Genomic DNA, 15,716 nt, shown 5'->3' on the forward strand with positions numbered 1-15,716 from the left:
CAAATGTCCAATACTCTAGGAACAGGGTATTATACCCTTCAATGCTTCAAGCATCTGAAATTCACGGAATAGTTTATCCTTGTTAATGACTCTGGGACATCTTCAATATTCAAGGCGTTCAACTTTAACTTTTCTATAACTTTTAGAATAGAACTCATATGTAACCTCCTGCTTTGGAGCGATTCTTCCAGTTTGTTTCTCTGAAAACCGACTCAAATCCGACTACTTTTTCTCTTCTTCTTGTAAGGTGGCTGCCCCGCCTATTAAACAGGGAATCTCAATATCATCAATGTCCATCATCTTATCTTTCTCTGCATCATAATACTCCCCGAATAAAAACAATGACTCATTTTTCCTATTCAATAAATAGGGGATAATTTTTTCACAAAATTCTGTAACACTTTTAAACATACACTCCGGGGCAATCCCCGATTCATCGATAACCAACAATTCCTTGTGTTCAATACGAGTAGGGTTGCGATTTAAATGATACAGTTGAAAAGAAGTACCCTTGCGATACGCTTTATAAATTGGAACTTCTATGGTTTCGATGAAATCTCCATCCGTATAATTCAAAGTAAACTTTACGGTCATCTCTATTCTCCTTTCAACAAACCTCATCATTGTTATAGTCGTCGCTGCTTTTCAACTTCTTGGACTCAGCTTATCGAAGATTTCGTGATTCATAAAAACGATCTATCATTTGCTTTATTTTCATCGGAGTTCTCAACGAAACTTGCTTCCCATCTTCATCAAAGGTCAAATGCCCCTTAAATGCTTCTGGCATATCCTGATATTGTTTCTCGACTTGTTGATATACCTTTTCAAAACAGGAATACCCGTATTTTTTAATTAGAAGAGGAAACCCGAAAGCAGACCTTAGAAACTCATATTCATAGTAGTTATAAGGAGTAGTCTCCGGCCTCTTTATCAAGATCTTAAGAAAATGGTCCGTGACCTTTTCGATCTCTTCTTCTGGCGCATACTGTACTAATCCATGGATCGCGAGCAGCCTCATATCCAAATATCGTTCTTTTTTATAGGCTTTCTGAAAGAAATCCTTCAGTTCCAAATGTCTGCACCGGATTAAACCATACAGAATCTTATTTCGTAGGGCAATATTCTTCATTTTAAAATACAACTGCTCTATCAAACCTACTTCATCTGTTGTTAAAAGCTCATAGGCTAGATCATTTATTGTGCAGATAAACTTAGGATCATTTTCGCGAAGGGAGGCAGTCGTTAGGTACTTGATCGATTCCTTGTGAAGCTGTTGTTTATCATTTGGCATCTCTATCATCCTTTCTTCTAAACTATATCAAGCCATTTAAAATAATACACCTTAACTATTCAAGTGCTGCACATCTTACAGAGCATTTAAATATAGTATACTGTAGTAGTCTTTACTAATTTCCTAGATTCTACAGGTGGCTAACATGACTAATAAACTTATTTTTTAAAAAATAGGCTTTTCTTCACATGACGCACAACAAATAGAGGAAGATTTGCTAACCAACCATCCCATTATCTACATTCTTTATAATCACCACTCGCTCCAGGCTTATGTTGGCGAGACGGTTCAATTTAAACGGCGCTTAAAAAAGCATTTGGGTAATCCCCAGCGCAAGGGCCTTAAGCAAACCATACTTATTGGACATAAACGATTCCACCAGTCTGCGACCTATAATATTGAGACTAATTTAATTAACTATTTGATCGCAGAAAATCGATACAGGCTTCAGAATGTCAGCCAGACGGTAAAAAGTGAGGTACACAATTACTATCGAAAGCATTACTACAATGAAGGTGTTTTCACAGAAATATGGGAAAAACTCAGAGATGAAGAAATTGTAAAAGAACCTATTGAAAAATTAAAGAATAGGGATACCTATAAGCTCTCGCCCTTTAAAGAACTATCCGATCAGCAGTTTGAGATTAAGAATCAAATCCTTAATTTCTGCAAGAAAAATATTCAAAAAACGGATTCGCAAGTATTAACTATTGAAGGTGAAGCAGGAACCGGAAAAAGTGTGCTAATAAGTTCTCTATTTAATACTATTCAGGACTATGCCAATGACAGTGACTCTGTTCTCTACGGTACAAATAATTACTTATTAGTGAACCATAGCGAGATGCTAAAGACTTATCATAGTCTGGCTAAAAGCCTTCCTAATATAAAAAAGAACAAAGTTATGAAGCCCACTACATTCATTAATGATCAAAAAATAACGTCAGCTAATATTGTCTTAGTAGACGAAGCCCATTTGCTTTTAACTAAGGAAGATCGATATAACAACTTCAAAGGGAATAATCATCTCGAGGAAATTATCAAGAAAAGCAAAATAACGATCGTCATTTTTGACCCGAAACAGGTTCTAAGAATCAAAAGCTACTGGAACAAAAAAATGTTAAAAGAAATTACTGAAAAATATCATTCTAAAACCTTTCGTTTAGAAGATCAATTCCGAATGAATGCCAAGCCTGAGTTTGTTAACTGGATTGACAGCTTTGTATCAAAGAAGCTGATTAACATGCCACAAGTAAGTCAAAATACATATGACTTGCAGATTTTCAGCAATGTTCTTGAAATGAAGAAAGCGATTGAGGACAAAAACAAAAAGTTTGGCTTGTCCCGAATAGTTGCGACCTTTGATTATGAACACAAAAAGGACGGACAGGTATACTACGTTGAGACAGACGGATTGAAAATGCCTTGGAATATTCCAGTTAGCGGCACGACCTGGGCGGAGAAAGAGGATACGATTCATGAAGTAGGTTCTATCTATACCATCCAAGGCTTTGATTTAAATTATGTAGGTGTCATACTAGGTCCTTCAGTCGGGTATGATGAACATACGGACCAAATCCTTATTGATACAACTAAATATAAGGATGTCGGCGCCTTTAACTCACGAAGTGATCTCTCTGCGCAGGAAATACAACAAGCTAAACAAGATATCATTTTAAATTCAATTAATGTGTTGATGAAGCGCGGTATCCATGGACTCTATATTTACGCTACAGACCCTAAACTAAGAAAGAAGCTATTGTCTTTAGTTGAAAGGTAAGGAGCCGATGCACCAAGCATAAGCAGTGGTCTCATGAAAGGTCTAAACATATCTAAATACCTCATCTGCTGGCTTAAATTTCGCCCTACTTGTAATACGGTTCACCTTACACGCTATAACGGCTAAATTTAGAGGCACCCATAAATGGATGCCTCTAATACTTAATTTATGAATCTATCTCGGGCTTGCAATATGAAAAAATGATCTGGAAATGTACTCTCAATTAAACCTTTGTACAAAATAATAATCGAATCGTTCCGCCCATATTTTTATTTTGATGGATCGTTTAATCGCTTTGTTATGTTCTTCCAATGATTTTCAACCTGAGTTTCCATTAGATTGTGCGTTGTAGCATTAACATCAAATATTTTTTGTGCTCTCGAAACATAACTTATAAAGTTCCCATATCCTTCTTTTCTTGTCTTCCCGAGATGGGTATAGTTTTTATAGAGACCTTTTCTATGCTTCTTCCTCTCATGCTCATCTGCTTTCCAATTACATAATCGAACTTTCCTATACGCCCTGCTGTAAAACTTAAATAAACTCTTCTCTCTAATTTTCACATTATGTCCATCGAATGAAAAACCTAAATAATCAAGAGTTCCTTTATTAAAGCTCTCATCGAAAATCTGACTATTTGAATAAATAAACTTTTTTGTTTTCTCCTGTTGAATAATTAATCTAGGGGTCTGTATTTTTATACCTTCTATAAACTCCATGTGCACATTATAATCATATTTTTCAATTTCCCCATCAAAAGGTATCACAATAATTAAATCATCGCAGTATCTTCTATATAAGCCGTTGTTACCCTTTACATACTCGTTGATATTTTTATCAAAATCCAAAAGGTATATGTTTGAACAAACTGAACTTAAGCCAGCTCCTTGAGGTATTCCATATTCATTTTTGTTAAACTTAATATTTTCATTATCTGAGCTCCTAAATTTTCTAAAATCTTTTTCGTCAAAATATCTAGTTAACTTCTTTCTTTTATCCTTGTTTCTATATTTCTTTTTCAAGACAGCTTCTATTTTTTCTTTTTCCGCCCAACTAAATTTAGTAATATTTTTAAATACGGAATAATAATCATCCGGCAATTTATCTTCCTCTAATACTACTTGTATCTGCCTTTTTAGATATTTGTGGTCTAGTTCATCAAAGAATTTAGTAAAATCAGCAACATAAATAAAAGCATTTTTTTGACTCTTAATAAAATCAATTACTTCTTTAGCAAAGTGGATATTACTCTTTCCACTCGAATTATTTCTGTACGCAGTAGCTACCTCATTTATAGCTAACTTCTTTACTATATCATTATATTTATCATTCAATTTATCTCCATAATATTTGTAAATATAACTATCAATATGTGAAGCGTAATATATATCTCGTGTTTTAGATCTTCTTTCCATTTTTTCCTTATTATATTTAAAGAATTCAATTTTGAAATGGATAAATGGATAAAATCCATGTTTTGTTACCCAACATGGATTAGTTATGTCATTAATTACTCTATTGATGGATATTTTATTGTCGAAATGGGTATATCGTTTAGTCCGAAATCTACTTGCATCAATTTTCGCAGAGCAAGTAAGGGTTTGTAATCGTAGCCTATTACTCTGAATCATACTCAGTTACCCCTCACCTGCATACATTTAGTCTCAATTGGATTCTATTTCTAGACTTCAAAAGAACCATTTTCGTTGTGCTCAATTTCTATCACACAACAAGGCTACTTAATTCACTTATTAGTTATACTATAGAGTGTATAGTAGAATGGCAGTTAGATACACATGGAGGTGTCGATGTCCATATGCAGAGTTGCTTAACCTTGTCCGTCGCTATTGCCTGCTTGATAGGAATCGCAAGAAATGTCGCTTGGATAAAGCTTGACAACTGTTCACCATAAACCCTCAACACAATTTCTATGAGGCCTTTTCATTATACCACTAGTTCATATATTTTCCACAATGGAAGATTTAAATTTCGCTACCATCTTAATACAAGATCTGTACTGATCCTGAATTTCATCCCACGATAACATTTTAACTTTCCCCTTCAACCTCAGCTGTTTGCTCACAATTCAAGCATAAGAGCCGTGTGGGGATTCGGCAAACATCAAATTCTCTGTAATTAAGATGATAAATATGAAAAGAAAACAGCTTAACTTTATAGCCCTTTGATATTCCTAATATTTATTTACAGAGATAGGAGTACTAACCTTAATCTTAGTTAAGATTGGAGTATACAAATCTATGGACTGCTCAGGAGTATGAATATGAGCTTTAACAAGCATTTTAATTTGATCTGCCGTTGCCATAAGAAATCATCGCCTCCCGTTTAAATTATATCATTATGCTATCCAAAAAATATGGACCGCTTCTGCTTTACTATTACTTGTGGTATGGTTCACCGCGATTAATCTTCAACGCCCGATAAATCTGCTCCACCAGCACCAATCGCATCAGCTGATGTGGCAAGGTCATCCGTCCGAAGCTCAGCTTTTGCTGGGCACGTCGGAGGACTTCGTCAGAGAGACCATGACTGCCGCCAATGACGAAGACAACATGGCTTGTGCCGTAAGTGCCGAGCTTGTCCAGTTCTTCTGCGAGTTCTTCCGAGCTCCACAGTTTGCCGTCAATGGCGAGCACAATCACGTGTGCTTCACTTTTCACATGGGCAAGAATACGCTCGCCCTCTCGCTCCTTGACCTGTCGGACTTCCGCCTCGCTCAGTGTGTCAGGAGCCTTTTCATCGGATACTTCGATCATTTGAAACTTGATGTATGGTCCTAGCCGTTTGGCATATTCCTGAATGCCCATAACTAAATATTTCTCTTTTAACTTGCCAACACCTATAAGCTGAATAAACAAATTCCATACCCCTATCTATGTCGAATGATAACGTAAAATCGCATTTACGATCCCTAACTTAAAAACATACCTGTAACATAGTTATTTTAGCACCTGAAACGTCTCTTACCTATCTATTTCCTCTCCGTTAAGAGCCTATCCCCTGTTCAGACCATAGCGGATCATTCATTTTCCTTTTCACAATGAAGTGCCTACCCGTTTCATAATCATCAAGACTCTGCATTAGTATCTGTCGATATTCGCTGATTTGTTCAGCTGTCGATGACTCCCGTAATGATTCGAACAATGCTGTACATTTCTTAAATTGACCATCATTGCCCGATTGATCGGCTAGTTGCATCGCCCGCAAAGTAAGTCCCACTGCATCCTGTAATCTGCCACACTTCCGATAGTACAAAGCCAAGTGATAGCAGTAGCTATAATAGTAAGATACGTTCTCTGCGTCTTCATAACTCCCGAATTCATCAATCTGCTCTGCAAACGTATGTAAAATATCCCCTACATCCAAATGATACATAAGCGCTGCCTGTAAAATGGTATTCAGTCCCGGTAATATTTCCTCTAGATTATCCTGTAAAAAGGCTACGTATTCCTCGATCAGCTCTATATTTCCAGACAAAATATCTACTGCATATAAATTAGTTTTGGCTAAAAACCTGAACTCCTCGACAACCTGAATGTCTTCTTCCTTTAAATCCTCCATCCACCCCAGCTCAGCATACTTATAGATACACTCCCTTGCCTGCTCATATGTACCCTGGTTCTGGTGAGCCATTCCACACATCAGGTGACTGAGCCCGAAATAATATACCAACGGACGTTCTAAATGGACATGCGGGATGGATAATTTCATTGCTTTATGATACTGCCGTTCTTCATAGATACGCTGTACACATTGGTACAAAATATCCGCCGTCTCCATCACCTTTTTCCAGTTTTCAAAAGCCACAGCCATCTCTAATATTTCAACAATGATGTCCGGTTTGAGTGATTTTAGAATGTCCTCTTGCAAAAATATTACCTCCTCTAGTATATCCTCATTATCGATTTAGAGTCGCTAACCACTCGTGAGGAGTGACTAAACAAATTAATTATACTACTTAAAATGCGTAATATAAACCATTTTTACTATATATTTTGACCTGACTTTTATACTTCATCTTCCATAAGCTTGTTATGAGGTGGTTATATGACAGAATTACGCAAGCAAATGGGTATAAGAATCCGTGCTATTCGAAATGCAAAGGGACTAACACAGCAAAAACTGGCTGACATCGCAAGCTTGGACTATCGATATATTGGTGCATTAGAAAGAGGCGAAAGAAACTTTTCGATTGATACCTTGGAAAAGGTGTTAACCGCCTTAAACGTGTCGATCAGTGAATTAATGTTTTCCAAAGAACATATGACTAAAGACGAAACGATTCGGCAAGAGGCAATAGATGAGTTTGTTGCGTTGACCAGCAGGTTGAATGAGAAGCAAATCGGAATTCTCAGACGAGTTAGTAAAGAAGTTTCACGTGCGTTCGACTAAGCCATTCCACCCTAAAAAGCCTTGAATAAAACAAAAAAAGAGCACCTCACAGGTGCCCTCCAAACGTTTTATAAAAGATACTTAAGCGTACAACATAAAAAAGCTCACTTCATGTCCCAGTTGCTTCAGATAATTATAAATCTGCGAACGATGATGGAACACATGGGTCACGGTCTCAATCTGCCATTGAACCTGCAAATGTCCATGCTCCATATAGAAAGCTTTCGTCGAACGATTCAGATAATCGTCTTCGCTAAGCGATAGAATGTAAGCCTTATAAGCCTCAAAATTCTGCCTGAAAGTCGTAGCTAAGCGCTCGGGATCTTCCACCCCGGACAGGCTGCCTTCAATGCTTCCCACTTCACCCTCAGACTTCTCCTGCATAATCGCAAGATCCGAAGCAGGAATAAGCACAAAGTGATGTACTAACTCCAGTAGTGAGCGGAAATTTTCTTGCGGACGAAAGTTCCAATCCTCTGGGCGTATTTTACGGATCAAGGCTTCCCCCGTCCGTACTCCCGTCTCCAGCTCATTCAGCAAATGATCTCGAACTTGCAGCGTTCCACTCATATTCACATCTCTCCTTTGCCATTCTTGTTCATATTTTGAGTATAGCCGAAGCCTCTGGGCGTGTATTGTAAAAATCGGACAACCTCCGTAAATCCTTAGCTGCGGTAAGCGGGGAGTCTCCATAAAACCTGCGAAAATCGCGGATCAGATGCGCCTGATCGAAAAAGCTATGCTTCAATGCCATCTCCGTCCAATCCAGCCCCCCGCCGCTTTGGATACTGTGCAGAACGCTCTGGAAGCGGACGACTTCACTGAACTTTTTGGGGCTGATTCCGATCCATTGTCCAAACTTACGATTGATCTGCCTTTCACTTATCGCCTCACGCTCCGCAAGCTCCTTAACCCCTACACTCCCATCGCTCACAAAGATGCGATGCAGCAAGTTTTTCATCAGGTCACAATCGTTCGTGCGTTGGCGCAGCAGAAGCTGGTTAAGATACTTATCCATTATGCGCATCCGTTCATTGAAATTCTGCGCTTCCATAATGCGCTCACCTATGATGGTGATGCTCTCAGGCCATATATCTTCCAAGCGATAATTACCGCCTGTAAACAAGTGAGTCGGCATCCCGTGAAAATAATGCGCCCCGCCCGGAAAAAATCGCACCGCAAAAATACGTGTCTCGGACCCTGCTTGTCTGGCAGACACAAATGGTTGCGTAAATGTCCCGCAGTACGAGAGTTCCTGACGCTTATTCACCGGATCGTATTCTAATAGAATATCCGTACAGCCGTCAGGTAATACCCGCTCCATGGTTTCTTCCTGCGGCAGGCTTAACAAAGCGGTGTCTTCGTACGAAGCTGCTAGATTCCCCTCTACCACCCTATTAGCCGGACCGGACTCCCAATAACAGGCCACGTAAGCTTTCAGCGCGGCAGACGGCTTTTGTTCGATATAATACGTGGACAAATCACTTCCATTGACTTGAAGCGGACGAAATAACGAATGCAGTAAAGGGTCCATCCATCGTTCACTCCTGTCTCAGTACGTGGTAGGGATAAATATAGCTCTATGTATGAGTGTTTTTGCAATAAATCCTGGTATACAAAAAGGACGTTTCTGCCCGAAACGCCCGTGCTTGTTTTTTAGACGACCAAAAACTCGGCTTTCTTCTCACATTCCTTGCACTTCACTGGAGGGTCCCAATCCGAAAATTTCGTTTCCTTGAGATCGACGACATCCGGTGCATCCTCGTATTCATCGACGAACATATCAATTGCCAGTTCCACATGCTCTTTACATACCACGTACATTCCAGTTGCATCCCTTTCCGTTTGAAGCTCTTCCTGTTGTAAGTGTGTCAAAACTGCCTTCTTTTGTTCTACCACACTTGACGCGGAAAGGAAAGGGCTTGCCCACTATCCCTGACGTTTGGTCTTAAAAATGAGGAAATTACTGACGTTCAGGTCTTCACGGAAATGGGGATATTTCTCCAGCATGTCAGCAGACGGCTTCGGTTCGATCATCCCATCCAACAACAAGCCTGCCTCAACAATGGTCTGTACATAGCTGCCCAGCGTACGGTGAAAGTACAAAAGCTTTTCTTCCTGATCATAAGGGATCGCTTGCTCCAATGGGCCTTCGTTGAAATATTGATCCACTTTCCAATACAGCTTTTTCCCTGTCTCGTCCTTCACCCATCCACTCTGAGGCGTCAGAAAGCATGGATGCAGAATAGAAAAAATAAAGCTGCCTCCTGGAACTAATAACCGCCGCATTTCGGCAATCGCCCGCTCATAATGAGCCAAGTCCTGTATGACCATATTGGACACAATCAGATCAAAGCTCTGGTCCCCGAACATCTCTAGCTTTTCCAGATTGCCATGGTGATATGTAATTCCCAACGTTGACGGCGTTCGCTCTTTGGCTAGCCTCAGCATCTCTGTCGAGTAATCGACAGCCTCTACCCAAGCACCCGTCCTGGCCATTTTCCGGCTTAGATAACCTTCGCCACAGCCGGCATCCAGCACTTTTTTGCCTGCGATCAATCCCATACACTCTTGCAAAGCAGGATTTAGCAACACTTCACGAGACCGATCCCCTTCCTCCGTGTACTTGGCCGTAAAGTTTTCTGCATGCATATCCCAGCGTCGAATGGCCTCTTCCGTGTCCCACTTATTCATATTCATCTCCTTCTTTCTTTTGTATTTACAAATCCGATGCTATACTACAATCCACGTAGGGCCATAGATTCTACACTCATTTCTGTATTTTTTCAATAATAACGCTTACAAATTTAAAATATCTAATTAACACATGATTTTTATATAAATTATACAGGTATTCCATATTCAAATAGTGTGGTAGTGTTTATTAGAAAGCGCTTTCAAAAATAACTTTGTAAAGGGGCCTGTTATGTTAAAACGAAGACCCGTTTCATTGCTGTCGTTGACGCTTGCCATCACCCTATTATTATCTACGTTCGCATCCGTTGCCGCTGCTGCCGAATCTGACGGACAAGCACCGCAAGCTGCGGCTGCGAGCAGCATGCAATCGTATGTGGAAGCCATGCAGCCTGGATGGAATTTAGGAAATTCTCTGGATGCTGTCGGGGCAGATGAGACAGCCTGGGGTAATCCGCGCATTACTCAGGCGTTGATTCAGCAAATTGCTGCCCAAGGGTACAAAAGCATACGCATCCCCGTCACCTGGGATAAGCACATTGGAGCCGCGCCGACCTATACCGTTGAGTCTGCCTACATGAACCGTGTGGAAGAGGTTGTTCGCTGGGCACTGGACGCCAATCTGTACGTCATGATCAATGTCCATCATGATTCATGGACGTGGGTAAGCAGTATGGAACCCAAACATGATGAGGTGCTGGCTCGCTATAACGCATTATGGACACAAATTGCCCCGCGCTTTAAAGATCAGCCTAACAAGCTGATGTTCGAAAGCATTAACGAGCCCCGTTTCACCGAAGGCGGAACAACCGATGAAGCGAAAGCGAACCAGATGCTCCAGGAACTGAATGTGTCCTTCCACAAAATTGTCCGCGCCTCCGGTGGTAACAATGCCACTCGTCCCCTTGTTCTGCCTGGTTTGGACACCGCACCTGCTCAGGCCAAAATCAATGAGCTGTACAACACGATAACCAAGCTGAACGATCCCAACCTGATTGCCACCGTCCACTATTATGGTTATTGGCCTTTCAGTGTAAATATTGCAGGCCATACTACTTTTGATAAAGATACTAAAAACGATATCATCCAAACCTTTGATAACGTCTATAACACCTTTGTAGCCAAGGAGATTCCGGTCATTGTCGGTGAATATGGCCTGCTTGGCTTCGATAAACATACAGGCGTGATTGAACAGGGCGAAAAGCTAAAATTCTTCGAGTTCCTGACCTACTACATGAAGGAGAAGAAAATAACAGGCATACTCTGGGATAACGGCCAGCATTTTAATCGCACAACGTACAAATGGTCTGATCCCGAACTCTTTAATGTTATTAAAGCCAGCCTAAAAGGGCGTTCCTCCAATGCAGACCGTGACCTCATTCACTTGAAGAAAGGCACCTCTGTTCAGGACACCAAGGTCACCTTAAACCTGAACGGCAATCAGCTGAACACACTCAGTGCTAACAGCAAGCAACTGACACAGGGCGCCGACTATACGCTGAGCGGAGATACATTAACGTTCAAGGCCAGCTTGCTCACCAGCCTGACCACTTCCGGTAAATATGGGGAGAATGCCGTCATTACCGCTAAGTTTAACAAGGGGGCAGACTGGAATTTCAAAGTAGTCGTGTATGATACCCCAAAATTAAGTGCTGTCGAAGGGACTACTCAAGCCTTTACCATTCCAACAGACTTCCGTGGTAGCCAGCTTGCCACGATGGAAGCCGTGTATACGAATGGTGGTAATGCCGGTCCACAGGATTGGACACCTTATAAAGAATTTGGCAATACCTTTTCCCCTGCCTATGATGCCAATGGGATCAAGCTATTGCCTGAATTTTTTAATAGTGTAAAAGATGGTGAAGTCACGCTGAAGTTCCACTTCTGGAGCCGCGATGTGGTGACATACAAGATCACCAAGAGCGGAACCCGTGTGACGGGAACGACATCTTAATTTAAGGCGCAGCAGAAGACCGAAAAAGGCGTTCCCGGAACTAAGCCGGTGAACGCCTTTTTATAGTTAAACCTATAATCATACCTTAGCCTTCCGGCTTATCTGTTAATTTTAACGTCACCGTTTCTTCCTTGCCTGCCCGGTAAAAAGTAACTTTCAGTTCATCGCCAATCTTCTTGTTATCGTACAAATAGCGACGTAAATCCAGCGTAGAGTTAATCGGTTCGCTATCAAACGTTGTAATGACATCGTTCAGCTTCAAGCCAGCCTCCTTGGCAGGACCGTGGGCCTCCAGAACAACTGCCCCATTCTTCACGCTGTCCGGCAGCTTGAGCTCCTTGCGCTGAGTTTCATCCAGCGGTGCATATTCATTATTGAGATCGACCGTGTATACCCCCAGATAAGGGCGGGTGATCTTGCCGTCCTCGACCAGTTCATTCACCGTTTTCATTACCTCATTGGCAGGAATGGCGAAACCAAGTCCCTCAACACCAGTATCAGCGATTTTCATCGTATTGATGCCAATCACACGTCCGTCCAGATCGACTAGCGCGCCGCCGCTGTTTCCCTCATTAATCGCTGCATCGGTCTGGATGACATGCTGCTCCCAGTCATATACGCCATCCTGGTTAATGGAAATCGGAATGATGCGATTCGTATAGCTTACTATACCGGAGGTAAGTGTATCTCCCAAGCCAAGCGGGTTGCCAATAGCAATGACCGTTTCACCCAGACGAAGTTTGCTGGAGTCGCCGATATCGGCTACTGTGCTAATGCCTTTATCGTCAACTGCCAGTACCGCGATATCACTAATGCGATCCTTCCCGATCAGCTTTGCCTCTTTTCTGACACCGTCTACCGTTACAATATCCAGATCATCTGATCCTTCGACCACATGGTTATTCGTCATAATGAAGGCTTTGCCCGAACTCACTCGGAAAATGACACCCGATCCAAGCGCGGATTGTTCCGTACTTTTACCCTCTTCATCTTTCAGATTCACGATGCTAACGACGGCTGGGCGCACCTTGGCTGCCGCCTGCACAATCCGGTCATACGGGTCACCCGCTGCTTGCCGCAAGGGATAGTGACTGGCTCCGCTTACCGCTGTAGTGGAGGGCAGACCTGTAATAAAACTGAACAGAAGCACGGCAATCACTGCACTGACTGCACCGCTAATGACAGCAGCTTGCACCGGACTTACTCCACGCTTCCTGTGTGGCCAACGTCCCCGTCCTCCACGGCGCGCCTTAAATGCCATTTTTTTAGCCGCACGTGTGGATACCTTCGTTGAATAAAAATCGTCCTCAAACAAGCCCATGCTAATCCTCTCCCCTTCGTTGTCATGCACCGACACTCACTAAAAAATTAGGGCTATTCGGGCTTGCGCCAACCTATGCTACAGAGAACCTGCTCCGTTGAACATCTCAAATGGATTGAATATCCCTTATCATCGGAATCCGGCAACCAATCGTTCCGGCCTACTTATTAATCACCACAAATGGTGCCTTCCTAAGCAACCGAATCTCATAAATTAGCATACACGCCGAATCTGACTCCGAATAGAGGAAAAAAGAGGAATGATTTCCAAACCAATGGACTACAATAGTAACAAGTCTTCTATTCTATTACAAAATGATCGTCTCATAGAGACGTTCTGGCCTGTTCCCGTCCGTTTAAAGCTGCCTATACTTTCGATGAGAGCCTTCCTTCAGAAAGCTTTCTGTTGTTAGCTTTATTGTATCACAGCACTTAGCAAAACCACAGGCAGAACCAAGCTCATTGCACGCCATTTCTAAAATATTTTTTAGGAGGAATATATGATGAATTCACATCGTTCGGCTATGGATGAAGTTCGCATGGCTGCCAAGCTTGCGGATTTGAAAGACGAGCATTACCGCAATACACTGGCGCTAAGTACATTGATTGAACTACTGGTGGACAAAGGCGTAGTGACCCGTGAAGAGGTAGAACGCAAAGCCGCCGAGCTGGACAGCTTTATGGCTCACTTACCTTATCCCAAGGTGTAGGACGATCATAGTACGTATCGCACAGTCGAAATTCACTGTCCTTGTAAAAACAGCCGCGGTCTTCCATCGCCCCGCGTACAGTCAACTTCGCAAGTTCCATCATATTGTGGTCGCGGCTCAAATGTGCCAAATACGTTCGCTTCGTACGGCCTGTCAGCAGCTCGCTAAGAATCGCGCCCGCCATCTCATTGGATAAATGACCGATATCGCTGAGAATACGGCGCTTGATGTTCCACGGATAGCGACCCATACGTAGCATTTCCACATCATGATTAGACTCCAGCACCAATACATCCGCGTCTGATATCGCCTGTTTCACTTTGTCGCTGACATAGCCAAGATCGGTCGCTACACTGAGCTTCTCTGCCCCATCATAAAAGCTATATCCTACAGGCTCAGCCGCATCATGGGATATACCAAAAGACTCCACGCGTAATGACTCAAATTCCCGCGTTGCGCCTGTCTCCAATATTCTGCGGTTATCGTCTGCAATTTGCCCAACAGCATTGCTGATGGCAAACCATGTCTTCTCGTTAGCATATATAGGTAAATTATATTTACGCGCCATGGCGCCTAGTCCTTTAACATGATCGGAATGCTCATGCGTGACCAAAATACCATCCAACTCTTCTCCACTCAGATCGCGTTCTTTCAGCAATTCGTCAATACGCTTCGCGCTGAGACCTGCGTCGATGAGCAATGTCGTGTCTTCGTTCCGCACAACGGTAGCGTTGCCGGTCGAACCGCTCGACAGCACGGTAAATGAAATCCCCATATCTGTTCAAGACCCTTCTGTATGTTCTGTCTTTGGACTAATGACATCTCCGTTCATCTGCACATAATACACACCTTTCCCGTTGTCCAGCATAAACCGCCACACGGGGGCAGCCACCTGGCTATCGGAGTTAAAGGTCTGTCCGTAATAACCGAGCCGGATATCCTTCACAATCGTATCACGCGGCAAATAGCCATCGATCAGCCTTGCCAGTGCTTTGGACGCAGGCAGCATTTTCTTCGCCTCATCCGAAGGCTGGAGCTCGACCTTAATTTTGCGATACCCTGTAATCTTTTGATTGCTGTAAAACAGAGCCAGCTTCACATTAAATAGCGGCCATTTGCCCTGAACCAGCGGATGAAGTACAAAAGCATCTGCTTGTCCGGATGCCAACTCCTCCTGAACATCCAGCGGATCATACTGAAAGTTATCGATATCCTTGATTTGTGGCTCCAATGCCTCCACTAGCGCATCATGAGTGAATACCAGTTTGCTGTCCACCGGCTTCACCAGCTGCACACGATCATCCTTTTCTCCACTATGAACGTATGTGTAAGAGAGTTTAGGCAGCTGCGGGGTATCGCCGGGAATCGGAGCCAGCACCTGAATGCTTTTCTCTTCCATTAAACGCTGCGTATTTTCATCCAATGAAGTAAAATCCAGACTCGGCCCTGCCGTTTCCTGCGCATCATGCCACAATTGGTAACCCAATACCACATTGAGCAGCAAAAATGTACAGATCAATACGTTCTTGGCGCGGCTCCAATCCATTCCCGTTCCCCCTT

The 15,716-nt window shown here is 42.4% G+C and carries 17 protein-coding genes; 4 read left to right on the top strand and 13 right to left on the bottom strand.

What is annotated here, in order from left to right:
- Nucleotides 1-222: 222 nt before the first annotated feature.
- Nucleotides 223-594: a hypothetical protein gene (locus MKY35_RS26050; RefSeq protein ID WP_342445237.1), complete on the bottom strand. Its 372-nt coding sequence runs from the start codon at nt 592-594 to the stop codon at nt 223-225.
- A gap of 70 nt (nt 595-664) precedes the next feature.
- On the bottom strand, nt 665-1,291 hold the full coding sequence (locus tag MKY35_RS26055) for a hypothetical protein (protein ID WP_322251668.1): 627 nt from the start codon (nt 1,289-1,291) through the stop codon (nt 665-667).
- A gap of 172 nt (nt 1,292-1,463) precedes the next feature.
- Between MKY35_RS26055 and MKY35_RS26060 the strand changes: the two genes are divergently transcribed.
- Nucleotides 1,464-3,068, top strand: coding sequence for a DUF2075 domain-containing protein (locus tag MKY35_RS26060; RefSeq protein ID WP_342446715.1), 1,605 nt, complete (start codon nt 1,464-1,466; stop codon nt 3,066-3,068).
- A 269-nt stretch (nt 3,069-3,337) separates the two neighbouring features.
- On the opposite strand, the gene MKY35_RS26065 is transcribed toward MKY35_RS26060, so the two are convergent.
- The 4 genes from MKY35_RS26065 to MKY35_RS26080 all read right to left on the bottom strand — a co-directional run bounded on the left by MKY35_RS26065 (nt 3,338) and on the right by MKY35_RS26080 (nt 6,956).
- A complete protein-coding gene (locus tag MKY35_RS26065; protein ID WP_342445238.1) occupies nt 3,338-4,699 on the bottom strand; it encodes a reverse transcriptase domain-containing protein in 1,362 nt (453 codons plus the stop codon).
- Between the two features lie 560 nt (nt 4,700-5,259).
- Nucleotides 5,260-5,391, bottom strand: coding sequence for a hypothetical protein (locus tag MKY35_RS26070; RefSeq protein ID WP_342445239.1), 132 nt, complete (start codon nt 5,389-5,391; stop codon nt 5,260-5,262).
- A 73-nt stretch (nt 5,392-5,464) separates the two neighbouring features.
- Entirely contained in the window at nt 5,465-5,944 is a 480-nt protein-coding gene (gene rlmH / locus MKY35_RS26075; RefSeq protein ID WP_342445240.1) for a 23S rRNA (pseudouridine(1915)-N(3))-methyltransferase RlmH, read from the bottom strand.
- Between the two features lie 127 nt (nt 5,945-6,071).
- Nucleotides 6,072-6,956 (bottom strand): DNA-binding protein, encoded by an 885-nt coding sequence (locus MKY35_RS26080; RefSeq protein WP_342445241.1) that lies wholly within the window; start codon nt 6,954-6,956, stop codon nt 6,072-6,074.
- A gap of 177 nt (nt 6,957-7,133) precedes the next feature.
- On the opposite strand from MKY35_RS26080, the gene MKY35_RS26085 reads away from it, so the two are divergent.
- Nucleotides 7,134-7,478 carry a helix-turn-helix transcriptional regulator gene (locus MKY35_RS26085; protein WP_342445242.1) on the top strand — a complete coding sequence of 115 codons (345 nt, stop codon included), beginning with the start codon at nt 7,134-7,136 and terminating at the stop codon, nt 7,476-7,478.
- An 81-nt stretch (nt 7,479-7,559) separates the two neighbouring features.
- Here MKY35_RS26085 and MKY35_RS26090 read toward each other — a convergent pair whose 3' ends face one another.
- From MKY35_RS26090 to MKY35_RS26105, 4 genes are all read right to left on the bottom strand, one after another.
- Nucleotides 7,560-8,048: a DinB family protein gene (locus tag MKY35_RS26090; RefSeq protein ID WP_342445243.1), complete on the bottom strand. Its 489-nt coding sequence runs from the start codon at nt 8,046-8,048 to the stop codon at nt 7,560-7,562.
- Nucleotides 8,049-8,076: 28 nt separating this feature from the next.
- On the bottom strand, nt 8,077-9,012 hold the full coding sequence (locus tag MKY35_RS26095) for a helix-turn-helix domain-containing protein (protein ID WP_342445244.1): 936 nt from the start codon (nt 9,010-9,012) through the stop codon (nt 8,077-8,079).
- A gap of 122 nt (nt 9,013-9,134) precedes the next feature.
- Nucleotides 9,135-9,302: a CxxH/CxxC protein gene (locus tag MKY35_RS26100; protein ID WP_013373879.1), complete on the bottom strand. Its 168-nt coding sequence runs from the start codon at nt 9,300-9,302 to the stop codon at nt 9,135-9,137.
- A 105-nt stretch (nt 9,303-9,407) separates the two neighbouring features.
- Nucleotides 9,408-10,172 (bottom strand): class I SAM-dependent methyltransferase, encoded by a 765-nt coding sequence (locus MKY35_RS26105; protein ID WP_342445245.1) that lies wholly within the window; start codon nt 10,170-10,172, stop codon nt 9,408-9,410.
- Between the two features lie 232 nt (nt 10,173-10,404).
- Between MKY35_RS26105 and MKY35_RS26110 the strand changes: the two genes are divergently transcribed.
- Nucleotides 10,405-12,126 carry a cellulase family glycosylhydrolase gene (locus tag MKY35_RS26110; protein ID WP_342445246.1) on the top strand — a complete coding sequence of 574 codons (1,722 nt, stop codon included), beginning with the start codon at nt 10,405-10,407 and terminating at the stop codon, nt 12,124-12,126.
- An 85-nt stretch (nt 12,127-12,211) separates the two neighbouring features.
- On the opposite strand, the gene MKY35_RS26115 is transcribed toward MKY35_RS26110, so the two are convergent.
- Nucleotides 12,212-13,447, bottom strand: coding sequence for a trypsin-like peptidase domain-containing protein (locus MKY35_RS26115; RefSeq protein ID WP_342445247.1), 1,236 nt, complete (start codon nt 13,445-13,447; stop codon nt 12,212-12,214).
- A gap of 502 nt (nt 13,448-13,949) precedes the next feature.
- Here MKY35_RS26115 and MKY35_RS26120 point away from each other — a divergent pair.
- Nucleotides 13,950-14,156 (top strand): hypothetical protein, encoded by a 207-nt coding sequence (locus tag MKY35_RS26120; RefSeq protein ID WP_025723164.1) that lies wholly within the window; start codon nt 13,950-13,952, stop codon nt 14,154-14,156.
- Here the strand turns inward: MKY35_RS26120 and MKY35_RS26125 are convergent.
- Nucleotides 14,125-14,931, bottom strand: coding sequence for an MBL fold metallo-hydrolase (locus MKY35_RS26125; RefSeq protein WP_023991120.1), 807 nt, complete (start codon nt 14,929-14,931; stop codon nt 14,125-14,127). The genes MKY35_RS26120 and MKY35_RS26125 overlap by 32 nt on opposite strands.
- A 6-nt stretch (nt 14,932-14,937) precedes the next feature.
- Entirely contained in the window at nt 14,938-15,702 is a 765-nt protein-coding gene (yycI, locus tag MKY35_RS26130) for a two-component system regulatory protein YycI (protein WP_029518929.1), read from the bottom strand.
- Nucleotides 15,703-15,716: the final 14 nt, after the last annotated feature.

This window comes from Paenibacillus sp. FSL L8-0638 (genome assembly GCF_038593075.1).
GTDB classification, from domain to species: Bacteria; Bacillota; Bacilli; order Paenibacillales; family Paenibacillaceae; genus Paenibacillus; species Paenibacillus polymyxa_D.